The organism is Pseudoalteromonas sp. TB41, from assembly GCF_000497975.1.
Classification (GTDB): domain Bacteria; phylum Pseudomonadota; class Gammaproteobacteria; order Enterobacterales; family Alteromonadaceae; genus Pseudoalteromonas; species Pseudoalteromonas tetraodonis.
Map to the genome: position 1 here is coordinate 110,377 of NZ_AUTH01000084.1, position 23,739 is coordinate 134,115.

Here is a 23,739-nt window from a genome sequence, read left to right on the forward strand (position 1 = left end):
TTATAAAAAATAATAATAACCAAATAATTGCCGCTTTTTTGGGACTGGAATATATGCGAATTGCTCCTTTATCTCTGTTAATTTCTGCTAGCTTTTTTGCAAGCACAGTATTTGCACAAGATACAACTACTGTAAACAGAATTGAATCAGAGATTAATACGAAACAAACAGAATACACTCGTTCAACGACGATGCTCGACAAATATTTAAAAGAAGAGAATCAACTTCAAACACAACTTGAATTGCTCAGAACGCGTTCCACACAGCTTGATAAAGAAAAAAACCAAGCGTTGGATGCGATGAATGATATGTATCGACGTTTAATTGATAATCCGTCGCTAGACATTACCTCTGCACAGTCGCGTTATCAAAAAGCCGTTGTTGATCAAGAACAAAATAAAAATGATATTTCTATGCAATTGGCGGCAATTGCATCCCATCTAAAAGATATTGAGCAAATTCGCGCTGATAAACATGCACTTCAAAACACGATTGAAAGCTTAAAAGTGCAATATACCACGGCGCGTGTAGAGCGATTACGCAATGAGTTTACCCGAGAGGGGACGCTTGAAGTTGACCATACCATTAACTGTAAGCGCACTGAAACACTGGCGGCATGTGAGCAGAGCGGTCAGCAAATAGGGCTGAAAAAGGCAACTAAACGTTTTTTAGATCAAATATTTGAAAATCTTACAGAAAAACGTCTTGTTGAACCTAAGCGAGACATGGCAGGGGCACAAGTACAAATTTTAAGTAGTCACGTGATTAAGAGCGCATTTAGCGGGCAAGGTGATTACAACGTCAATTTAAGCGTTACTATGCGCGGAGATGTAAACAGCAGTCGTTTATGTCACTTACTTAGTGTGAATAATAGTTTTTGTTTAGAGTATGGTACCCCGCTGGCAAATACTTATCAGCCAGCTTATAGCACTACTTTCTCTGATAGTCAGTTAACATTCAGCGATAATGGGGATAATAAAGCCGCTGCCGTTGTCGCTAAAACAGTTAATAAAAAGCCCAAAGTGGTCGCTGATAACAAGAAAGATCAATTAGTTCAGTTAACCTTACGCTCTAATGTACACGGCGATGAAGTATTTATTAATGATATTCGAGTAGGTTCTACTCGTTTGGTGACGAACTTACCACGTGGTTTGCATAAATTAGAAATACGCAAAGAGGGTTACATCCCTTATAAAGCGCGAATTGACTTAAAGAAAACGCGAACGCTTTTTGCTCAGTTGGAAAAAAAGTCAGAGTCGATTGCTGCACCGACTAAAAAGCGAGAGCAAATAATACAAGCAGATTGCCCAAAAGGAATGGAAGTTGATACACGCCCACCTATGGTGGACCCATCAGCAGTGATGATCCCCGTTGGCAAATTTAAAATGGGTGATATAAACGGCAATGGGCTTGAAAATGAACGCCCCGTGGTTGAAAAAACGATTAGTGAATCTTTTGCTATGCAGAGCAAAGAAGTGACTGTTGGCGCATTTGAAGCGTTTGTAAACGAAACGCAATATAAAACCGAAGCTGAAAAAGGCAAAGGTTGCGCATATTACCTCAACGGCGAACCTGTTTGGGAAGCAAGCTTAAATTGGCGTGCTCCAGGATTTGAGCAAACCAATGAGTTTCCTGCTGTGTGTTTGACAAAAAATGATGCTATTGCTTACGCTGAATGGTTTTCTGATAAAACAGCGCAAACGTATCGTTTACCTACTGAGGTTGAGTGGGAATATGCGGCGCGTGCAGGCACTGAGACAGAGTACCCATGGGGTAACGAAATTGGTAAAAACCTAGCTAACTGTGGTTGGTGTGGTAGCGAGTGGTCTAATAAACGCACGGCTCCGGTAGGGTCTTTTTCTGCAAATGCATTTGGCTTATACGATACTGTAGGCAATGTATGGGAATGGACTAGTAGCACAGGGAATAAAAAAGATGCCGTTGTTCGCGGAGGTGCATGGAATTTTGCCCCTAGCCTTGCTCGTGCATCAACGCGTTTAATTTTAGCGCCAGATTTTAGAGCTAATTATATTGGCTTTCGCTTAATGAGCGAACGATAATATTTAATGGGGAAGCGGTGCTTCCTCTTTTTAATGATTACAAAGACGGCTGCGCTTTACATTGCTCATTGTGTTGAGAATGTTAAAGTAAGCGCAACTACAATAAGAACGAATTTCAAAGGTCATCCAGCCTCATGTTTAAAAAACTCCGTGGTATTTTTTCAAACGATCTATCGATCGATTTAGGTACAGCCAACACACTAATTTATGTAAAAGAAGAAGGTATTGTATTAAACGAACCTTCAGTTGTTGCTATTCGTCAAGAGCGTGCTGGTGGACCTAAAAGTGTTGCATCTGTAGGTACAGAAGCTAAGCAAATGTTGGGCCGTACGCCTGGTAATATTAAAGCTATACGTCCAATGAAAGACGGTGTGATTGCTGATTTTTATGTTACTGAAAAAATGTTACAGCACTTCATCAAACAAGTGCACAATAATAATTTTATGCGCCCAAGCCCACGCGTGCTTATTTGTGTTCCTTGTGGAGCTACTCAAGTTGAAAAGCGTGCAATTCGTGAATCAGCAATGGGTGCAGGTGCTCGCGAAGTCTACTTAATCGAAGAGCCAATGGCAGCTGCAATTGGTGCCGGTTTACCGGTGTCTGAAGCAACGGGTTCTATGGTGGTTGATATTGGTGGCGGTACAACAGAAGTCGCTATTATTTCACTTAATGGTGTTGTGTATTCATCTTCAGTACGCATTGGTGGTGATAAGTTCGATGAAGCCATTATTAATTATGTGCGTCGTAACTTTGGTAGCTTAATCGGTGAAGCCACCGCTGAGAATATTAAACACCAAATTGGATCGGCATTTAAAACAGACGAGCCAGTAGAGATAGAAGTGCGTGGTCGTAACCTTGCAGAAGGCGTACCTCGTTCGTTTACGCTTAACTCGCATGAAATCTTAGAAGCATTACAAGAGCCACTAATGGGGATTGTAAGCGCTGTCATGGTGGCGCTTGAGCAGTCTCCACCTGAGCTGGCATCTGATATTTCAGCGCATGGTATGGTGTTAACTGGCGGCGGCGCATTACTTAAGGATTTAGATCGCCTGCTAATGGAAGAAACGGGCATTCCAGTGGTTGTTGCTGATGATCCACTTACGTGTGTTGCACGTGGCGGCGGCAAGGCCCTTGAAATGATTGATGTGCACGGTGGTGACGTTTTTAGTTACGATTAATGAAATCAATGTTTGAAAAAACGGTTTCTTTGCAACTGCGACTTTTTGTCGCAGTGCTTTTGAGTATCGTATTGATCCTTGGAGACAAGTACACGCAAGGTGGCGAGAACATTCGTACTAGTTTGAATACGTTGGTTAGTCCACTTATTTATGTTGCTAACCTACCTTACGAAGTATTTAGCTTTAGCGCCAAAAGTTTGCATACCCGTGAGCAGTTACTAACCGAAAACGAAGCACTCAAAAAGAAGCAAGTATTGCAAAGTGAGCAAATCCAGCAGTATGAGTTTTTAGCAAAAGAGAATCAAAAACTTCGTGCATTACTTGGCTCTTCCTCTAAACACACCAATCGTAAAATTATTGCTCAAGTACTTTCTGTTCATTCAAATCCTTATAGTCACCAAGTGGTGATAAATCGGGGAACCACCGATGGTTTAAGCGAAAGCCAAGCAGTGATTGATGATATGGGGTTAGTCGGGCAGTTGACTAAAGTTGGTTCAACAACCTCGCGAGTGCTGTTAATTACAGATACCACTCATGCAACACCGGTGCGTATATTACGAAACGATGTGCGCACAGTGGTTGAAGGTATCGGTAAAATTAACGTGCTAAAGCTATCACATGTGCCGCATAGCTTAGATGTTCGTATTGGTGATGTGCTGGTGACCTCTGGCCTAGGTGGTACCTTTCCTGAAGGTTATCCGGTTGCGGTGATCACCGAAATAACTCGTGATGAAGGCCAACCTTTTGCGCAAGTATTTGCTGAGCCGATAGCTCAATTAGATCGAATTCGGTTATTAGTGGTGTTATGGCTAAATCAGCAGGAGTTGATGGGTGATGATTAACCGTCATATGCTCTTAATCGCATTAAGTATTTTCTTTGCATTAGTAATGGCGCTAATGCCGTTACCTTTTTCACTTGAACCATTTCGTCCTGATTGGGTGCTGTTGGTGCTTATGTACTGGTCTTTGGCTTTACCGCATCGATTAAATATAGGGACTGCTTGGGTTGTTGGGTTATTAATTGACTTAGCAACAGGCTCTTCATTGGGTGTTAATTCATTAACTTATTCAGTGTGTATTTTTGTTACTGCAAGTAACTTTCAAAAAATTCGCAATTTTTCATTGTGGCAACAAAGCCTACTTATAGGCTTGTTCTTAACGCTTTACCATTTAATGCAGTTTTGGTTAAATCACTTTTTACTTGGCGTTTATTTTAGCCCGCATTACTTATGGCCTGTATTAACAGGCATGTTGAGCTGGATATGGGTATTTTTATTACTTCGAAAATACCGTAGACATTTTAGGATCAGATAATGACTTGCGCAGTATATTTAGCCTCCGCGTCTCCCCGTCGTAAAGAGCTTCTAACCCAATTGGGTATTGAATTTTCACAGTTTAGTGTTGATGCCGATGAAAGCCAGCTTGCTAATGAGCGCCCGCATGACTATGTAGAGCGTTTAGCGCGTTTAAAGGCGCAAATGGGCGTAGAACAAGGTTATACTGACCGGCCTGTGCTAGGTAGTGATACTGTGGTGGTGATGGATAACCAATCCTTATGTAAGCCACGAGATAAAGACGATTTTACTCAAACCTTAAAGCGCTTATCAGGGAACACGCACCAAGTGTTAACTGCCATCGCTTTTGCGACACCAGATAAAGTACTCAGTTGTGTGGTCAGTACAGATGTCACCTTTAAAACACTCAGTGATGAAGAAATACATGCTTATTGGCAAACGGGCGAGCCTCAAGATAAAGCCGGTGGTTACGGTATCCAAGGGTTAGGTGGGCGCTTTGTAACGCATATTTCGGGTAGCTATTTTGCCGTTGTCGGCTTACCTTTATATGAGACAGAACAATTATTACATACATTCTTAAGAGGGTAGCATGAGTACAGAACTACTGATCAATGTCACGCCAAGTGAAAGTCGCGTTGCCCTAATCGAAAACGGTGTATTACAAGAAATTCAGCTAGAACGTATTGGTAACTTAGGTATCGTGGGTAATATTTACTTAGGTAAAATAAGCCGCGTGTTACCAGGTATGCAAGCCGCCTTTGTTGATATAGGCCTAGAAAAAGCCGCTTTTTTACACGCTTCAGATATCGTTAATAGTGCCTCTATTGTTGAGGGCGTTGACGACGAGCCGATTAAAAAAGTCCAAGATATTCGTGAGCTTGTTCGCCAAGGTCAGTACATTATGGTGCAAGTGGTTAAAGATCCTTTGGGTAGCAAAGGGGCACGTTTAACCACTGATATCACGATACCTTCACGGTATTTAGTGTTTATGCCTGATGCGACACATGTTGGGGTGAGTCAGCGTATCGAAACGGAAGAAGAGCGTGCAAGGCTGAAAAAAATTGTAGCCGAATACGGCGATGAAAACGGTAGTTTTATTGTCAGAACAGCTGCTGAAGGCGCAAGTGAAGCGGAGCTGAGACACGATGCAGCTTTTTTAAAAAAGCTCTGGGATAAAATTGTCTCTAGACGCCGAAAAACCAGCAAAGCCAGTATCTTGCATGAAGATCTTACACTTGCCTTTAGAACGTTACGTGATTACGTAGGTGAAGATATGGAGCGCATCCGTGTTGACTCTAAGCTTACCTACCAAGAGCTTAAGCTGTTTACTGAAGAGTTTGTGCCTTTGTTATCACAAGTGCTTGAGTATTACCCAGGTGAGCGCCCCATTTTTGATTTATTTGATGTAGAAAGTGAAATTCAAAAAGCACTGCATCGTAAAGTTACTTTAAAATCGGGTGGTTATTTGATCATAGATCAAACTGAAGCGATGACCACTGTTGATGTAAATACAGGCGCTTTTGTTGGTCACCGTAACCTTGAAGAAACTATTTTTAATACCAATGTTGAAGCAACCTCAGCTATTGCCCGTCAACTAAGGCTACGCAATTTGGGCGGTATTATTATTATCGACTTTATTGATATGGTAAGCGATGAGCATAAACGCCGTGTAATGCACTCATTAGAATCTGCACTCGATAAAGATCGTGCCAAATCTAATATCAATGGTTTGTCGGCATTAGGCTTAGTTGAAATGACCCGCAAACGTACCCGCGAAAGCCTAGAGCATGTATTGTGTGATGTATGCCCAGCATGTTCAGGGCGTGGCTCACAAAAAACAGTCGAGACAGTCTGCTATGAAATTCTTCGTGAAATAGTTCGTGTTAATCGCGCTTACGATGCGGATAAGTTTGTAGTGTATGCTTCGCCTGCAGTATGTGAAGCGCTATTAAATGATGAGTATCATAACCTCGCCGAATTAGAACTATTTATTGGAAAGCAGGTCAATATTCAAACCGAAAGTTTATACAGCCAAGAGCAGTTTGATGTGGTAATGATGTAATGAAATTTAAAGCGGCCTGTTTTTATTGTGTGCGAAAATTATGGCAAATAAGTGCTGTAATTTTAGTACTACTGGCCGTGATTGTTTCTATTTTAAAATACACCTTACCCTACGCGAACGATTATAAAGGAGATATAGAAAGCTACCTTGATGATAAGTTTGATATTAGTTTATCTATAGGTGCTATATCAGCAAGTTGGCAAGGCAGTGGTCCCGCTTTAGTACTCGAAGAATTATCATTTAAAGACAACCAAACAGCCCCTATCTCTTTAACCATAGCTAAAACCAGTTTAGAGCTAAACCTTTGGGAAAGTTTAAAGTCGCTGCAGCTTAAATCAAATTACTTTGTGATAAATGGTTTTCATACCAAGGTTAATGTCGCTAATTTATTTGCTGGTAATCAAGATGAAGTTTCATTTGAGCAAAAAGAGCTAATAGAAGGACTATTTTTAGGCGAAACCGGTCACTTTGCAATAGAAAACTCCAGCATCAGCTTTGTACTAGAAGATAACAAAGAACGTAAACTGTTATTAGAAAACATTGTATGGCAAAACCAAGATAAACAGCATCTTGGCAGTGGTAGTCTAGCGCTACCGGGTATTTCTGTGGGTAATTTTGATGCCCGTATTGCGCTCAAAGGTGAAACCTTAGAGCAAATGATAGGGGATCTGTATGTGCAAGCTAATCAGGTTGATGTGTCAAATTGGTTAGCCCAGTACATTAATACTCAAAAGCAGCAACTGCATAGTGATTTAAATTTACAAGCATGGCTTAGGTTAGAACAAGGCTTAGTAAGTGACGTAAAAGTACAGTGGTTACCGAGTGCGGTAAATTGGCAACTCAATGAGCAAACACAAAAGGTCAGCCTAAGTGAAGGGGGATTTCATTTATACCCTGAGCAAAATAGCTGGCGGTTAAAAAGTACCGGCCTAGCTTTTAGTACCAACGAGATAACGTGGCCTAGCCTCGAATTTGAAGCTTTATTAGGCAAGCAAAATAAAATATGGCTACAACAACTCGATTTAGCCCTATTAAATGATTTAGCAGAATTAACTAATTTTACTGATTTAACTCCTTTTTTAGCTCGCCAACCCAGTGGTGAAATAAAAAACGCGTATCTAGAGTTTGCCGATGCAAAGCAATGGCAGTTGTGGTTTGAAGCCGATGAAATTAGCTGGCAAGAAAAAAACGCCGTACCCGCCGCTCAATCTTTAAGGATTGATGGATTAGTTAATCAGCAATATGGCCGGATCACTATTTTTGGTGAAAACAGCCACTTAATTACAGGTGCTAGTTTTAGTAATAATATTGACTATAACCAGCTAAACATCGAATTAGATTTAGCGAAGCGTTCAGGCGATTGGCATATTAGCAGTGATAACCTGTGGTTTGATAACAATGAAGTGACCTTAAGCGCGCAGATGCAATTAAGTTTAGGTAAGACGCCTCGCTTAGATTTATATGCCGAAGCATTTGCCCCCGATGCCAGTATTGCCGGTCATTATTTTCCTTTAACATTAATGAGCCCTGAGTTAGTTAGTTATTTAAATGGCGCAATAAAATCAGGTGAAGTAACAAATGCTCAGGTGTTATTTTCTGGTCCATTATCAGGCTTTCCATTTGACAATGGTTCTGGGCAGTTTGATGTTTTAGCGCAAATAGATAATGCTACCTATCAATTCGATCCGGCTTGGCCAGCAGTCACAAATGCCAGTGTAAAGCTGCATTTTGCAAATGAGCGAATGGATATTTATAGCCAGCAAGGCCAACTGGTAAACCTTGACGTTGGCAGTAGTGTACATGTGAGTATTGATGACTTAATGGGCGATGCGCCATTGGTGGTTAGTATTGATAAGCAAGCTGAGCTTGAAAAAATGCACGATTTTTTTGTCGCCACGCCTTTAGCAAATCCGTTAGCTGATATTTTTAATGTTGTGCAAGGACAGGGGCTTGCCAGCGCAAACATTGAATTGCTAATCGGTTCACAATTTGAGGGCGGAGCGAGTGTAACTGGTAAGGTTAATTTACTCGACGCACCTCTTTATATTTCTGCTCCCGGTATTTCGCTTGAGCATTTAAAGGGTGAACTTAGCTTTAATAATCAACAAATAAACCTCACCGATGCTACGGCTACATGGCTTGGTATGCCATTAACGATTAAGTACACTAGTGACGCAAACGCAGAAGATTATCGCGCTAATATAAATATAAATGCTCAGCTTGATGCGCAAACACTCATAAACCATGGTCAAGGTATTTTAGATGGTTACTTAAGCGGGCAAAGTGACGTTGATATTGCTTTAGAGCTTAATTTTACCGAGCAAGGGTTTAACTATCGTGCCGAAGTTGAATCGCCACTTATTGGCTTAAATAGTTCCTTGCCAGGAGTATATACAAAAAGCAGTGAGCAAATTTGGCCTCTGAGTGCGGTTATTCAAGGTGATGATATCTCTAATTTGATCACTGCAAATATTAATGAGTTATTTTATTTCAATGCCATTCTAGACAATACTCAATCGCAGTTTACCAACGCTCATTTTATCATCGGTGAAAAAGACTTAGGGCTTAACTCACAAAATTTAGCGGTGAGTATTAATTTAGCGCAGAGTGAGTTATTACCTTGGATTGATTTAATTGATCAAATTATTAATGTGGCTAAAACGCAGCCTGACAGTGCCTCGCCGGGCGTGATGCCGCCTTTACATGAAGTGGTTGCGAATATTAACTCTTTTAACGTGAGTGGCATGCAGTTTAATGATTTTGATATGCGTTTATCGCCCCTAAATAATAATTTGCAATTAAAGCTCAATGCCAAAGAGTTAAGAGCCGAAGTATTTATACCTAGCGGGCAATCAAGTCAGCCGATTCGAATTAATAGCGATTATTTAAGGCTTAACTTTTTAGAGGCCGAAACAGAGCAACCAAATGAAAAGTCGACCCCGGAACAACTTGCTTGGCTTGCAAACTTGCCGGCTATTGAATTTGAATGTGCCGATTGTAAGATCAGCCATTATCAGCTTGATAAGGTAAGTGCTTCATTGTTAGGCGATGGTAAAAAGCTACTTATTTCTGAGCTAGTGGTGGATAAAGGCGATCATATATTGCGCACTAAAGGGCAATGGCAAAATGGTTTAACGGCAATGAGCGGCGAACTTAAAAGTGATGATATTGGCGCCTTATTTAATGAATTTGATATCACCACTACTATTAAAGACTCAAACGCGAATCTAAATTATCAACTAAATTGGCAAGCGGCACCTTATAACTTAGACATTGCTAGTTTAGACGGTGAAATTAGTTGGGATTTAGGCGAAGGCCATTTAACTGAAGTCAGTGATGGAGGCGCACGGGTATTTTCATTACTGAGCCTTGATTCATTAGTGCGTAAGCTAAAACTTGATTTTAGAGATGTATTTTCTAAAGGTTTTTTCTATAACAGCATGAAAGGTACGATGCAGATAGATAAGGGCATTGCCTATACCCAAGATACTAAAATGGATGGGGTGCCTGCCGATCTCTCGATTAAAGGGTATGCAAATTTAAATACTCTCGAAATTGACTACGACTTAGCAGTAGCACCGCAAGTAACGTCGAGTATTCCAGTAATTGTGGCTTGGATGGTTAACCCAGTAACGGGGCTTGCAGCTTTAGCAATTGATAAAGTAATTCATTCTGCGCGAGTGATCTCAGAGATCAACTTTAAAGTGACGGGCAAAATGAACGATCCTCAGGTACAAGAATTAGATCGTAAGAGCCGAGAGGTGACTTTACCGCAAGCAGCACAAAATCAGCCGCAAGCATCTTCAGAGTTAAAGCTTAAAGATGCTGAGGTGAGCGCAGCGCAATGAGTAAATCACTTATAAGTACAACACCTGCGATTATTGCATTGCAAATGTGCTCAGGCTTAAACCCTGATGATAACATTGCCACCTTAAAGCAAGCCTTAGCTGCTCTGCCAAACACGCGACCTTTGTTAGTATGTTTACCAGAAGCGTTTTTAGTGTTTAGTAAACACGCTGGTGATACGTTGTTAGTGTCTCAGCGTATTGAACAATATAAACAGCAAATCAGTGAATTGTGCCGTAAACATAATATTTGGTTAAATGCTGGCACCATGCCAGTGCCCTATAACCAACATAAGTATTACGCTGCCTCACATTTGTTTAATAACCAAGGCGATATTGTTGCAAGCTATAACAAAATACATTTATTTGATGTTGAGGTAGATGACCAGACCGGCAGCTATCGAGAATCCGATTTTACTCAAGCGGGCGATGAGGTTGTGGTTGTTGATTCTCCCTTTGGTAAAATTGGTTTAACAGTGTGTTATGATTTGCGCTTTGCTGGTTTATTTAATGCTTTAGTTCGCAAAGGCGCCGAAATTATATTAGTACCCAGTGCGTTTACTGTGCCTACAGGTAAAGCGCATTGGCAGCCGCTACTTGCAGCACGTGCCATAGAAACGCAGTGTTATGTTATTGCTGCAGCGCAATATGGAACACATGAAAACGGTAGGCAAACTTATGGTCGCAGCCTGATGTTATCGCCTTGGGGTGAAATATTAAGCGAAAAACCAACAGGGCTTGGTTTTATTAGTTGCACCGTAGATTTAAACCAGTTACACAAAATTAGACGAGATATGCCGCTGCAATCTCACCAACGATTTAGAGAGCCATTATTATGAATTCGGTTGAACAGCATTTATTACACGACAGCCAGCTAAATCGAGAAGAACTCGAAAAAACATTAGCTTATATTCACCAGCACAAAGTTGATTATGCCGACCTTTATTTTCAATCGAGTCATCATGAGTCTTGGGTATTAGAAGACGGCCTTGTTAAAGAAGGGTCTTATAATGTTGAGCGTGGTGTTGGCGTACGGGCTGTTAGTGGTGAAAAAACCGGTTTTTCGTATTCAGACGCAATCAATCTTGAAGCGCTAAACAAAGCAGCCACGGCTGCACGTAGTATTGCCGATGCCGGTGAAGATAAAGCTGTTAAAGTATTCAGCGATGTGGCTGCAAAGCAGCAGTTTGCGCCACATCAGCCTATTTCTAGCATGAGCGACACCGATAAAGTTAATTTGTTACGTGAGCTTGAAAATTATATTCGCGAATTAGCCCCTGATGCTGAGCAAGTTATTAGCTCAATGTCTGCGGTATATGAAGAAGTATTAATTGCAGCTAGCGATGGCACCTTTGCTACCGATATTCGCCCACTGATCCGTTTAAACTGCTCTGTATTGCTAGAGAAAAATGGTCGCCGTGAACGTGGCGGTGCTGGTGGCGGTGCGCGCCTAGATTATGGTTACTTTAAAGAGCTGGTTGATGGTAAGCCGCGTTGGATGGGTTTTGCAGAAGAAGCCGTTCGTCAAGCTAAAGTAAACTTAGAAGCTATTGATGCCCCTGCAGGTACTATGGAAGTGGTATTAGGTAATGGCTGGCCAGGCGTGTTGTTACACGAAGCGGTAGGTCATGGTCTAGAAGGTGACTTTAACCGTAAAGGCGCATCTGCGTTTAGCGGTAAAGTAGGTCAAAAAGTTGCTTCAGAGCTATGTACTGTGGTTGATGATGGTACTATGGCCGATCGCCGTGGTTCACTCAATGTAGATGACGAAGGCACGCCTGCAGCCTATAACGTACTTATCGAAAACGGTATTTTAAAAGGCTATATGCAAGATAAAATGAACGCGCGTTTGATGGGAGTAAACTCAACAGGTAACGCACGTCGTGAGTCATACGCACATTTACCTATGCCTCGTATGACTAACACTTACATGTTAGGCGGCGAGCACAGCCAAGCTGATATTATCAGCACGGTTAAAAAAGGTATCTTTGCGCCAAACTTTGGTGGCGGCCAAGTAGATATTACCTCAGGTAAGTTTGTTTTTAGTGCCTCAGAAGCTTACTTGATCGAGAACGGTAAAATCACCCAACCAATTAAAGGTGCAACATTAATTGGTAATGGTCCCGAAGTAATGCAGCAAATCTCTATGGTAGGTAATGATTTAGCGCTTGATAAAGGCGTAGGTGTTTGTGGTAAAGACGGTCAAAGTGTACCAGTAGGTGTTGGCCAACCAAGTTTGAAAATTGATCAGTTAACAGTTGGTGGCACGGCTTAATTTCATTACAAAGTCGTTATAAAAAACCGCGTTTTTACGCGGTTTTTTATTTTAAGAATTAAAGCTCAAAGGGAGCAACACCGACAGCTTGCATTTGATAACCCACTTGGGCTATTTCGCCAGACCAAGTTTGCGTTTTAATAACGCCCGTTACAACAATTGCATCATATAAGCTATCGATAGGCACACCGCCTTTAATAGTTACATGAACCAGCTGGTTTGGCGGTGGGGGTGGCACATGAATACAGGCACCAAAGTAAGGGACTAATAAAAACTCGGTAATAAGTTCGCTGTCACCTTCAAGTGGCACAACAAACCCAGGTAAGCTAACAGACTGCCCATCAAGTGCTTTAACAACCGGCGCGTCCAAATCAGGTTGCACCCAGTTTTGCTCACTGCCTTCGTGATTAGCTTGTGCTTGGGTATCTATTTGCACATGCCCTTGTGGGATCAAGTCTTCCCAAAAAATTTCCTTCGGGGGATTTGCAATGCTAGCAAAGCTAATTAGCACTGCACTTAATAGCATTAAAGAGTGTGTAGTTACTTTAAACAACGTCATGATCATCCTAAAGTTTATATTTTTATACTCATACCATCACTAAGAGAATAAAAGTAAGCGCGTGTAGCGGGGATCAAGCCAATAATGAATCCCGCAGCCATAATAACGCCAATCAAAGTGAGTTCATAGTCAGAGAGCATACTGATATTAATACTCACTCCAGCTTGGCTTTGTAAGTAACCCGCGGTCGTACCCATAAGCGCATAAAATAGAGTGCAACCTACTAAGCAGCCTAAAAAGGTGGTAAGCAGTGATTCCATACTGATCAGTGAAAATAATTGCCAAGGGCGGGCGCCCACAGAACGTAATATTGCCAGTTCTCTGCGGCGTTGATTAAGGTTAGCAAGTAATGTGGTTAACATACCGAGCAAGCTAATAATGACCACCACAAATGAAAATAACAGCAGTATTTTTTCTATTATTGCCAGCATTTCCCAAAGCTCTTTTAAAGTGACTGTGGGCATAATCGCTAATAGAGGCTCTTGTTTATATTGGTTAATGTTACGCCTAATTTGTAGCGTATAAAGCGGTGAGTCGAAGCCCATTAAAAAGGCGGTAATTTGTTTTGGGTGCCCAATTAATGCATGGCTCGAGTGATCATGATGATCGTCATGATCATGATGGCCGCCACCATGAATCAATTCAATTGCCGCCAGTGGCACATGCAAGGTTTTATCCACCGGGGTACCGGTAGGCTTTAAGATACCAGCCACTTTAAAAGGGTTATCATCATGATGATGAAAGCTAGTATTGCCCATGCCATGAGAAATCACAATTTCATCACCAATTTTATAGGCCAGTTTACTTGCAACCTCACTACCTATAACAACTTCATTGATGCTAGAAAAAGCCTGTCCTTGTTCAAATGCTAAGGGTTGTTTTTTAGCAAATCGGTAGTGCTTAAAATAATCGAGTGTGGTGCCTAAGACAGCTTGACCTTTATGGCTATCGCCAAGGCTGATAGGAATGCTCCATTTAACCCCGCGCTGTTTTGTTATGTATTGATAGCTTTGCCAACTCACCCCATTGTTGGTATGGCCAATTCTAAACACCGAGGAGAGGAGTAATTGAATATCGCCAGTGCGTGCGCCAACAATTAAATCGGTACCCGAAATGGTATTACTAAAACTACTTTTAGCATCTACGCGAACTCGCTCAATACTGAGTAATAACATGACGCTAATCGCAATAGTGAGCAATGTCAGTAATACGCTGGCACGTCTATTTAGCAAACTTTTATAGGCAAGTTTAAATAAAATCATACATCACCTTGTAAATTTACTAAGTCGATTGTGCGGCTAAAGAGTGGCTTTAATGTTTCATCGTGACTGACAAAAACAAGCGTGCTGTTACTTTTTTTTGCTTGTTCAAATAGCAGCTTAATAAAGCTTTCACGATTTTGGGTATCAAGTGCTGAAGTAGGCTCATCGGCAATAATAAGTTCAGGGCTGCCTATAAATGCGCGTGCTGCAGCAACACGCTGTTGTTGCCCAATACTTAAAGTGGCAACATTTTGATTATGAAAGTGCGCCTCTAACCCAAGTGCGTTGAGAAGTCGGGCGGCTTCTTTGGTTAAACTATCAGTTTGGTTGAGCACGTGTTGCTGACGCTTTTTCGAAAATTGGCACCCTAAACATACATTTTCTAATGGGGTTAAATAAGGTAGTAAATTAAAGTTTTGGAAAATATAGCCAATATGATCCGCTCTAAATGCATCGCGCTGTGCATTGGTAAGCGCACTTAGATTTTGGTTCAAAACACAAAGTTGGCCGCTAGTGGTTACATTAATGCCTGCTAGTAGTGCCAGTAAGGTAGATTTACCACTGCCGCTTGGCCCATGTAAAAAAACATGTTCACCTTCATCAATGGCGAGTTGCTCAATAGTGAGAGTGGGGCTGGCTGCTTTTTTATGCCATTTAAAAGATACATTCTCAAGGTTGATCATAACGTCTTACCAACTCCAATAGTTAAGTCTTTTGCGCATTTTAAATTGTCTAATAAGATTAAGTGGTTTAGCTTTGAGCTTTTCATCACTATGCAACAGTTCATTGGTTGCGCAAAGTACTCGTTGGCTTGAGTTACCATCTGTGTATGGGTGTAATTCTTGGCAAAAAGTTTCAATATTATCCACAAGTTCTTTTGGGTAAGTTAGTGCATAGTCTATTGCGGCTTCAACGTTATTTTTATCCGTAATATCAAGTAAGTGTTTTTCAGGTGCTTTATTGCAAAACGTTACAACTGGTTTTCGTTGTACCAAAAACATCAGTAATATAGATGAAGTGTCGCACAGCATTACATCAGCAGATTGTAATAAAGGAATAACATTGTCTGTTTCAACAAAGGTTAGATTGTCATTACTTAACGCTTTGTATTTATCAACCCACTCTTGTGCCATTTTAGGATGAAACTGAACTAAGAGTCGCCATTTACCGCTTTCACTAAAGTGTTTTATTTGTTCATAAAGTTTAGGTGCAAGAGATAAGCGTTTTGAGAATGTAGAGCAGATCAATACTGTTGGGCGAGAGTCTGTTTCATCAATGTGGCTAGGCTTTGAGTTACCGTTAAAAAATTGATCTAGGGGAGGCCAACCTGTTTCTACTACCTTAAAATAACCCAATTTTTTTTGTAACGCCGTAAATGGAGCCGTTGTATTTGGGCCTTGTGTACAATATAAATCAAAGCAGCCCCGCACTTTAAAGTGATCGTTTTGGCCTTTTTTATTTAGCTTTCCAGCATCAAAGCCGTGAAAAACAGCCACTTTCTTTCCGGGAAAAAATGTAGGGATAGAGTTCGCTGGTGCAAAGGTTGCGTCAGGCGCCCATTGATTTATTTCATGAATAGAATTTAGTGTTTTTTCATCACTTTTCAAAAAGTCAGGATTAACATTATCACCTTCTAAAAACCATTTAACTTCCCCTCCTTGAGCTAATATTTCTGCTTGCAAAGGCCTTAAAATAGCATAGGAATAATTTTGGGAAATATACATTAAATATTTCTTATTCTTAGTGGCAGTTAAATAGTTCAAGCTAGCTCCTTAGGGCAAGTAATCATGCAAGTTTACCCCAATGCGCCAGCTAGATAAATATACTGAGATGATTTGTTTTTAGCCTAAGATTGAGCTTTGTGGTTGGCTAGATTATTATAGGGCGCCTAACCCCAATTCCATACTTTGCTCTTTGAGCATGCCAAACCCCGGAGATAGCATGACTAGCTATAAAGTTTTAGACGTAAACGATGACTTACCCATTCGTACCAAAGGTAAAGTACATAGTGGCAAAGTGCGTTCAGTTTATTGGTTAACCGATGCAGATAGCAAACGCTTAATAAATGAAAAAGGCTATAACGTTCCTGCCGATACTGAATTAGCCATTATGGTTATTTCAGACAGAATTTCTGCTTTTGATTGCATATGGCAAGGTGAAAATGGCCTAAATGGCGTTCCTGGTAAAGGGATTGCATTAAACTCAGTGGCTGCTCATTGGTTTAACATGTTTAATGAAGCCGGTTTGGCGGGTAATCATATTGTTGATATTCCTCATCCATACGTATGGATTGTTCGTAAAGCCAGTACAGTTAAAGTTGAAGCGATTGCTCGTCAATATATTACCGGCAGTATGTGGCGCGACTACGCCAAAGGCGAAAGACACTTTTGTGGTTTGCAACTTCCAGAGGGCTTAAAAGCGAATCAAAAGCTTGAGCAAGTACTTATAACTCCCTCTACTAAAGGTATTATAGAAGGGGTTGCTGATATTCCTGCCGTTGATGATGTAAACATCACTCGTGAAAATATTACAAACAACTTAGATGTTTTTAATTTTAAATCGGCTGACGATGTCGCCAAATACGAAAAATTATTGGTAGAAGGGTTCGAGCTAATTAGTAATGAGCTAGCTAAGCTCGGGCAAATTTTCGTAGATACTAAATTTGAATTTGGTTACGTAGAAGATTTAAATGGTGCGCAGCAACTTATTTATATTGATGAAGTAGGGACACCCGATTCATCGCGTATTTGGGATGAAGCATCTTATAGAGATGGCAAGATTGTTGAAAACTCAAAAGAAGGTTTCCGTCAGCTGTTAATTAATAACGTACCAGAGAGTGATGTGTTATTAAATAAAGACCGTATGGCTGAGCGTGAGCAGTTAGCAAAAGATTATATTTTACCTGAGTCAGTAATGCTTGAAGTGTCTGACACTTATGTGGGCATCGCGAGCAAAATTATTGGTAAAGAGATTATTATACCTAATGATCCGCGCCAAGAAGTGATTGCTATTTTAGATGCTGATTACGGTTTAATCGTTAAATAACGTAGTAAGTAGATAGATATAGCAAAGCTCATTTTAACTAATGATAAAGTATTTATTTTAAGTTACTGAACTATAATTCTTGCAATTAGTGCTCGTCTCTAATTAACTTAACCTATGGTGAATTTTTGGGTGTGGTTATGTTAGAGCGAGCATGGCAAGTTATTGCAAAACGTCGTTATTTATTAGTACTGGGTGTATTGTTTAGTGTATCGGCTTTTGGTAATACCATTAATTTGGTTATTAAAGATCAGCATGACCAAGTATTGCCTAATGCTGTCGTAGAAATAAATCATTTACCTTCTTCAAAAACTTCGGGCAATTTACCCACAGCGGTAATGGATCAAGTTGATAAACAGTTTTCTCCAGAGTTGCTTATTGTGCACCAAGGTCAGTACGTCGACTTTCCAAATAGCGATAATATTCGCCACCATGTTTATTCTTTTTCAAAAGCTAAACCTTTTCAATTAAAGCTCTATTCTGGCCAGCCAGAAGAACCTATTAAGTTTGATAATCAAGGTGTTGTTGTTCTAGGCTGCAATATTCATGACTCCATGGTGGGCTATATATATGTCGCTAACAGTAGTCATGTGTATACCAGTAACGAGCAAGGCCAGATAAAGCTGCAAGTAGACACTTTTCCTGTGCAAGCAAGTGTTTGGCATTCACTGCAAACAGCTCCCTTGGATAATAAAAAACAGTTTAATATAGAATTGACCAGCCCGTTATCAATAACTATAAATACATCTACCCCTGCACCACGTAATACCTTTGGCAGTCAATTTAGGGAAGGCAATGGCCAATAATTTACGCAGTCGCATTACAACGCTTTGCGTTGGCTTGGTATTACTCACTACCTTGGTTAGTTTACTGAGCTTTTGGTGGTCTACCAGTAAATTTCAGGCAGAAAAAGTGCAACAAAATATAACGGTTGCGCAAAGCGTTTATAAACAATATTTAAAATCAAAAGAGAGCTTATTATTAACAGCCGCAAAGGTGTTAACTGCTGATTTTGGTTTTAAGCAAGCGGTTGCAACTCGTGATGCAGCCACTATTAGCAGTGTGTTATACAACCACAGTCAACGGATCAATGCGGATCTTATGCTGTTGCTCGATTTATCAGGGCGGTTAGTGTCAGCTAATGTTAATGCACAAAATTTTGCCGATAATCTACAACCCTTGATGGATGAGTTATTAAATAATTCTGAGCAATCGAGCTTTGTGGTGTTAAATAACCAGCTGTACCAAGTGATTTTATTGCCAGTTAAAACTCCCAGAACCATTGCTTACAGTTTGGTCGGATTTAAAATAACATCTGCAGTGGCCACTGAGCTAAAAAGCTTAACCGGAATGGAGGTTAGTTTTGTTGCGCAATTAGATGATTTTGCAACAAGCTCGCTAGTATCCCAACCAGATAACTTTCAACCAATAGCGTACTTTACCAATAAAACTACGGCTCGTTTTTTTGCCGAATACTTGACCTATGAAAACGAACAAATAGCTTTACCCTCTTTACAATCGCATCCGATAACCTTACTGCTTAGCGCAGATTTAACTTCGAGTTATCGCGATATTGAGCAATTATTATTAACGCTGATCACACTCGCTGTTTTAACTATGTTATTTGGTGTGATCACCAGTAGTTTGTTAGCAAATAATTTAACGACAGGACTTTCACAGTTAGCGGTTATTGCCAGACAGTTTGCAAAAGGCGACTACCGCTTTAAATTTGAAGGTAAAAAGCAAAGCAGTGAAATAGAAACGCTCGTGAATGCTTTTAATAACATGGGTAATGATATTAATAAGCGTGAACAGCAAATTAGCTTTCAAGCACACCATGATACCTTAACGGGATTTTATAACCGTTCAGCCATGTTAGATTTATTAGCTAAGCGGCTCACTAATGATGCGCGGTACACGCTTGTTGCTATTGATATAAAAGGCTTAAGGCATATAAACGATAAGCTTGGTCCACAAGTAGGGGATGGATGTTTAATTGCAGTGGCAAACCGTATTCGCCAATTTTCTGATGAGCTAGGTGGTTTTCATGCTCGAATTGGTGGCGATGAATTCTTAACGGTTTACCCTTGTGCAGAGATTGAGCAGGTAAAATGTGCTGTAGCCGATTTGATTGAGCAATTACAGGCACCTTATCAGATTAAAAGCTTAAAAATAAGTTTGCGTTTTAACGCTGGGATTGTGCAGTACCCTGGACAAGGCGTTAAAGCGGACGATTTAATGCGACGTGTACTCATTGCTGTAGATGCAGCTACAACGAGTCAGCAAAGCTTACATTATTATCAAGACGGTGAAGATGAGGCGTATTTAGACCGTTTAATTATGCTTGATGAACTCAAACAAGCAATTGATGATGATAATGGACAATTATTTATGACCTATCAGCCTAAATTGAATATTAAAAGTCAGAAAATTGATAAGGTAGAGTCTCTTATTCGTTGGCAACGAAAAGATGGTGGCTGGGTCTCGCCTGAGGTCTTTATTGATTTAGCCGAGCAGTCAGGGTTAATAGTAGAGCTGACCGCTTGGGTTGTCGAGACTGTGATTGCACAAATAGCCGATTGGTCAAAAAAGGATATTCATTTACAAGCCGCTATTAATGTTTCTGCCCAAGATATTGCTCATTCAGGTTTTCACGCTTCGTTGGTAGCCACCTTAAATAAATACCAAGTAAACCCAAGCTCTGTCACTATTGAGTTGACGGAGCGCGATATGATTGAAAATGAAGCCCAAGGTATTAAAGCGTTAGAAGATTTAAAAACTATTGGCGTTAAAATTTCATTGGACGATTATGGCGTAGGGCAAACATCACTAGGACGGTTAAAAATGTTACCTATTGATGAGCTTAAGTTAGATAAATGCTTTATTTTAACTTTGCATGAGTCACAAAAAGATCAATACATAGTGCGCTCTTCAATCACACTGGGTCACCAATTGGGGTTTTCTGTTGTGGCTGAAGGGGTAGAAACCGCTGAGTCTTTATCAATGCTTCACGAAATGCAATGCGATCATGCGCAAGGTTACTATTTAAGTCGCCCTTTAAAAGCGCAGCAATTAGAACAATGGTTAGAGGAATATCAGCGTGTACATTAAGTTATTATTCGCCTTGGCACTCTCATTTTGTAGTGCGTTAAGTATGGCTGCTACGGGGAAATTATTAGCAACACCTGGGGTGTCTCAAATTGAAGGCAGTGCAGGGGGCGGATTAGTTCCTTGGGCACAATTAGTAGGGTATGCCAGTGAAGACGAATGGGCTGTTAATGGTTTTTGTAGTCGTGCTGATGTTACTGACTATCGTCTTGATGCCTGCGGCATGCAACTAAACCTATTCAATCGTGTTGAGCTCAGTTATGCAGTGCAGCAGTTTGATGTGCCTGCACTCAATACCGAAATAGAGCAGTCAATTTCTGGGGCTAAAATTCGTTTATACGGTGATATTGTTTACAGTAAGTGGCCACAGCTAAGTGTGGGCGTACAGCATAAATCACTAGAGGATGGCACAGTAGCAAAGTTAGTTGGCGCAAAAAATACCAGTGGTACAGATGTGTACCTAGCCGCCAGTAAATTACATTTGGGCGCACTTGCTGGGTACAACTGGTTTTGGAATGTGACTACTCGCTACAGTAAAGCCAATCAGCTAGGACTGTTAGGATATGGCGGGGCTAATGAGGGCAGCCATATTTTAGTAGAAGCAAGTAGTGCAGTTTTTGTAAGTCGTGAACTTGCCATTGGTGTTGAATATCGACAAAAAGCCAACAACTTGGGGTTAGGCGAACAAGATTGGCGTGATTTATTTATAGCGTGGATACCAAATAAGCATATGAGTGTGACTGCGGCCTATTTAGATTTAGGGCGGATTGCTGGTGTTGATAATCAAACTGGCTGGTATTTATCGGTTACGGGGTATTGGTAATGAAACTGAGTGTATTTATTTTTTGTTGTTTAAACTTACTTGCAGGGTGTACAACCCAACCCAACACCTCTTTGTATCACCAGCTTGGCGAACAAGCTGGGCTTGAGAGGCTAACTGATAGTTTTATTACACAAATAGGTAATGACAAACAAGTGTTTCATTACTTTGAGCACAGTAATATCAGTCATTTTCGACAAGGGTTTATTAGCCATTTATGTTCGCTGGTGGAGGGCCCTTGTGAATATAAAGGTGACTCTATGGTTGCTATTCATACAGGCATGAACATAAACGAAAAAGACTTCAATCACGTTGTCGATTTATTAATAAATGCAATGAACGAGCAAAATATCCCACATACAGTGCAAAATAAAATTTTAGCTAAAATGGCGCCATTGCGTGGCGAAATTATTAAAATTTAACAGGTCGCAGTCATGCAGCCAATATATTGAGCTTCAGTTATAACTTTCTAGTTATAATTGACAGATCAGCTGATATTTTTTTGCGTTGCATATATAAGTTTAACCTGTGTTTTAAATTTCTAATAAATGTACTTTTATTAGAATGCCTACCTGAATTTGTCCTTGCTATTTCACTTTCAAATTGGCTATTAGTGGCAATTGGATATGGCTTAATACCTACGATATTGAGCCCAACTTCACTATGAAACTGCATATCAACATCAACAGGTCTAAAAAATGGCTTTCTGTGCAGAAGTTTCTTAGCCCCCTCAAGAGATAATATATATCCTTGAGCTCCATTTGGGACTTTAAAGTAATTCCCCAAAACAAACTCACTCTCAAGGGGGTGTGTATTAATAAATGCTAAATCTCGGCTATCGGAAAGTTTTATAAAATCCCAATTTTTTAATTTTTCTGCTGATTCAATCGTATTAGTTAAATGCGATTTAATTATAATGTCGTCCTCAAGTATTACGCACATAGGTATCGAGTGTGTAACTATATGCTCCCAGACTCGCATATGGCTAATGTAACAACCTATTTCTCCTAGTGTTAAGTTGCGATGATATGAGTTTTTATTCTTTTTCGGGCAATACCATTTGAGGAGCTCTTGCTCACCAAGATGTTTACCAATAGTAGCTTCAAAGCGTTCAGCACTTATATTAAGATCTTTAAGTCGCTTTTGAACCTCATACCAACGGGATTCACAAGGTTTCATGTTGATAATAAATATCGAAGTTTTCATTTTTTAATTAACCTGAGCTGCGGATAAGAAATTACTAATTTAAAGGAACTAAATGCTCGTTCCATGATCCGATCATTCGACCAAGAGTGATTAGAACAAAAAGGAACGAGCATGAACAAGTTAGTTGAAACGTACTGTGATGTCGATGATTTTTCAAAGTTATTTTTCCCAAGCTGGCAGCGTATATTGCTCGAAAATGGTGAAATTAAACGTCGAAGAGCATGCCGCTTATCTCCGTCAGAGGTGATGACTATTATCATCCATTTTCACCAGTCACATTACAGAGATTTCAAAAACTACTACCTTCACTATGTTTGCCGTCAACTTAAAGCCTATTTTCCAGAGTTGCTGAGTTACGCAAGGTTTCTCGCGCTTATGCCTAGTGTGGTGGTTCCGATGTGCAGTTACCTCACATCAAAACTTGGCAAGCCCACAGGTATACAATTTGTTGACTCCACTAAAATAGAAGTGTGTCACATCATCAGAGCTAAAAGAAATAAAGTGTTTGAAGGCGTTGCTCATCATGGAAAAGGCACTATGGGTTGGTCATATGGATTCAAACTACACTTAATAATTAATCATTTAGGTGAGATTGTGGCGCTAAAGCTCACAACGGGCAATGTGGATGATCGAGAGCCTGTTTCTGATATGGCGGACTCTATCTTCGGAAAACTCTATGGCGACAAAGGTTATATCAGCAAAGCGCTCTCTGGTGAGTTACTAGAAAAAGGTGTCGAGTTGATCACGACGGTTCGAAAGAATATGAAGAAAAAATTTGTTTCATTGTGGGACAGGGCTTTATTGAAAAAACGATTTATAATCGAAACGGTGAATGATCAATTGAAAAACATTTCTTACATTGAACACTCTAGACACCGCAGTATGCATGGCTTTATGCTAAATTTACTTGGTGGATTAATTGCCTATTGCCTAAAAGAGGAAAAGCCGTCATTAGATTTAACATCGCAAGAACTTGAAATTTTAGAGAGTAATAATCTAATGTTGGCTTAACCAGATCTCAGGTTAA

At 40.3% G+C, this 23,739-nt stretch carries 20 protein-coding genes; 15 read left to right on the plus strand and 5 right to left on the minus strand.

Going from position 1 to position 23,739, the window contains the following annotated elements; genetic code table 11:
- Positions 1 to 53 precede the first annotated feature (53 nt).
- From L641_RS0113325 to tldD, 9 genes are all read left to right on the plus strand, one after another.
- On the plus strand, positions 54 to 2,060 hold the full coding sequence (locus L641_RS0113325; RefSeq protein WP_024602162.1) for a formylglycine-generating enzyme family protein: 2,007 nt from the start codon (positions 54 to 56) through the stop codon (positions 2,058 to 2,060).
- 134 nt (positions 2,061 to 2,194) lie between these two features.
- A complete protein-coding gene (locus L641_RS0113330) occupies positions 2,195 to 3,238 on the plus strand; it encodes a rod shape-determining protein (protein WP_013463921.1) in 1,044 nt (347 codons plus the stop codon).
- On the plus strand, positions 3,238 to 4,080 hold the full coding sequence (mreC, locus tag L641_RS0113335; protein ID WP_016900309.1) for a rod shape-determining protein MreC: 843 nt from the start codon (positions 3,238 to 3,240) through the stop codon (positions 4,078 to 4,080). The genes L641_RS0113330 and mreC overlap by 1 nt, the downstream gene beginning before the upstream one ends.
- Positions 4,073 to 4,552: a rod shape-determining protein MreD gene (gene mreD, locus L641_RS0113340; protein ID WP_016900308.1), complete on the plus strand. Its 480-nt coding sequence runs from the start codon at positions 4,073 to 4,075 to the stop codon at positions 4,550 to 4,552. Before mreC ends, mreD begins: the two co-directional genes overlap by 8 nt.
- Positions 4,552 to 5,121, plus strand: a complete 570-nt coding sequence (locus tag L641_RS0113345; RefSeq protein ID WP_024602163.1) for a Maf family protein — start codon at positions 4,552 to 4,554, stop codon at positions 5,119 to 5,121. The genes mreD and L641_RS0113345 overlap by 1 nt, the downstream gene beginning before the upstream one ends.
- 1 nt (position 5,122) lies before the next feature.
- A complete protein-coding gene (gene rng / locus L641_RS0113350; protein WP_013463925.1) occupies positions 5,123 to 6,595 on the plus strand; it encodes a ribonuclease G in 1,473 nt (490 codons plus the stop codon).
- Positions 6,595 to 10,443, plus strand: a complete 3,849-nt coding sequence (locus tag L641_RS0113355; protein ID WP_024602164.1) for a YhdP family protein — start codon at positions 6,595 to 6,597, stop codon at positions 10,441 to 10,443. The genes rng and L641_RS0113355 overlap by 1 nt, the downstream gene beginning before the upstream one ends.
- Positions 10,440 to 11,279 carry a carbon-nitrogen hydrolase family protein gene (locus tag L641_RS0113360; protein ID WP_008113739.1) on the plus strand — a complete coding sequence of 280 codons (840 nt, stop codon included), beginning with the start codon at positions 10,440 to 10,442 and terminating at the stop codon, positions 11,277 to 11,279. Before L641_RS0113355 ends, L641_RS0113360 begins: the two co-directional genes overlap by 4 nt.
- On the plus strand, positions 11,276 to 12,715 hold the full coding sequence (gene tldD, locus L641_RS0113365; RefSeq protein WP_008468278.1) for a metalloprotease TldD: 1,440 nt from the start codon (positions 11,276 to 11,278) through the stop codon (positions 12,713 to 12,715). The genes L641_RS0113360 and tldD overlap by 4 nt, the downstream gene beginning before the upstream one ends.
- 58 nt (positions 12,716 to 12,773) lie before the next feature.
- Here tldD and L641_RS0113370 read toward each other — a convergent pair whose 3' ends face one another.
- The 4 genes from L641_RS0113370 to L641_RS0113385 are packed head-to-tail and all read right to left on the minus strand — an operon-like array spanning position 12,774 to position 16,260.
- Positions 12,774 to 13,274, minus strand: coding sequence for a DUF3299 domain-containing protein (locus L641_RS0113370; protein ID WP_008468279.1), 501 nt, complete (start codon positions 13,272 to 13,274; stop codon positions 12,774 to 12,776).
- Positions 13,275 to 13,288: 14 nt separating this feature from the next.
- Entirely contained in the window at positions 13,289 to 14,536 is a 1,248-nt protein-coding gene (locus L641_RS0113375) for an ABC transporter permease (RefSeq protein ID WP_024602165.1), read from the minus strand.
- Entirely contained in the window at positions 14,533 to 15,219 is a 687-nt protein-coding gene (locus L641_RS0113380; RefSeq protein WP_008468281.1) for an ABC transporter ATP-binding protein, read from the minus strand. Before L641_RS0113380 ends, L641_RS0113375 begins: the two co-directional genes overlap by 4 nt.
- Positions 15,220 to 15,225: 6 nt before the next feature.
- Positions 15,226 to 16,260, minus strand: coding sequence for a CDP-glycerol--glycerophosphate glycerophosphotransferase (locus tag L641_RS0113385; RefSeq protein ID WP_008468289.1), 1,035 nt, complete (start codon positions 16,258 to 16,260; stop codon positions 15,226 to 15,228).
- A gap of 217 nt (positions 16,261 to 16,477) precedes the next feature.
- Between L641_RS0113385 and L641_RS0113390 the strand changes: the two genes are divergently transcribed.
- From L641_RS0113390 to L641_RS0113410, 5 genes are all read left to right on the plus strand, one after another.
- The gene (locus L641_RS0113390; protein ID WP_008468291.1) at positions 16,478 to 17,581 is read left to right on the plus strand and encodes a phosphoribosylaminoimidazolesuccinocarboxamide synthase; all 1,104 of its coding nucleotides are present in this window, start codon (positions 16,478 to 16,480) and stop codon (positions 17,579 to 17,581) included.
- Positions 17,582 to 17,718: 137 nt separating this feature from the next.
- Positions 17,719 to 18,384: a methylamine utilization protein gene (locus tag L641_RS0113395; protein ID WP_008468294.1), complete on the plus strand. Its 666-nt coding sequence runs from the start codon at positions 17,719 to 17,721 to the stop codon at positions 18,382 to 18,384.
- Entirely contained in the window at positions 18,374 to 20,689 is a 2,316-nt protein-coding gene (locus L641_RS0113400) for an EAL domain-containing protein (RefSeq protein WP_008468302.1), read from the plus strand. Before L641_RS0113395 ends, L641_RS0113400 begins: the two co-directional genes overlap by 11 nt.
- A complete protein-coding gene (locus L641_RS0113405) occupies positions 20,679 to 21,509 on the plus strand; it encodes a DUF3034 family protein (RefSeq protein WP_008468304.1) in 831 nt (276 codons plus the stop codon). Before L641_RS0113400 ends, L641_RS0113405 begins: the two co-directional genes overlap by 11 nt.
- On the plus strand, positions 21,509 to 21,928 hold the full coding sequence (locus L641_RS0113410; protein ID WP_008468306.1) for a group 1 truncated hemoglobin: 420 nt from the start codon (positions 21,509 to 21,511) through the stop codon (positions 21,926 to 21,928). The genes L641_RS0113405 and L641_RS0113410 overlap by 1 nt, the downstream gene beginning before the upstream one ends.
- A gap of 37 nt (positions 21,929 to 21,965) precedes the next feature.
- On the opposite strand, the gene L641_RS0113415 is transcribed toward L641_RS0113410, so the two are convergent.
- The gene (locus tag L641_RS0113415) at positions 21,966 to 22,712 is read right to left on the minus strand and encodes a glycosyltransferase family 25 protein (protein ID WP_008113762.1); all 747 of its coding nucleotides are present in this window, start codon (positions 22,710 to 22,712) and stop codon (positions 21,966 to 21,968) included.
- Between the two features lie 111 nt (positions 22,713 to 22,823).
- Between L641_RS0113415 and L641_RS0113420 the strand changes: the two genes are divergently transcribed.
- Positions 22,824 to 23,723 carry an IS982 family transposase gene (locus L641_RS0113420; protein ID WP_024600952.1) on the plus strand — a complete coding sequence of 300 codons (900 nt, stop codon included), beginning with the start codon at positions 22,824 to 22,826 and terminating at the stop codon, positions 23,721 to 23,723.
- The last annotated feature ends 16 nt before the right edge of the window (positions 23,724 to 23,739 follow it).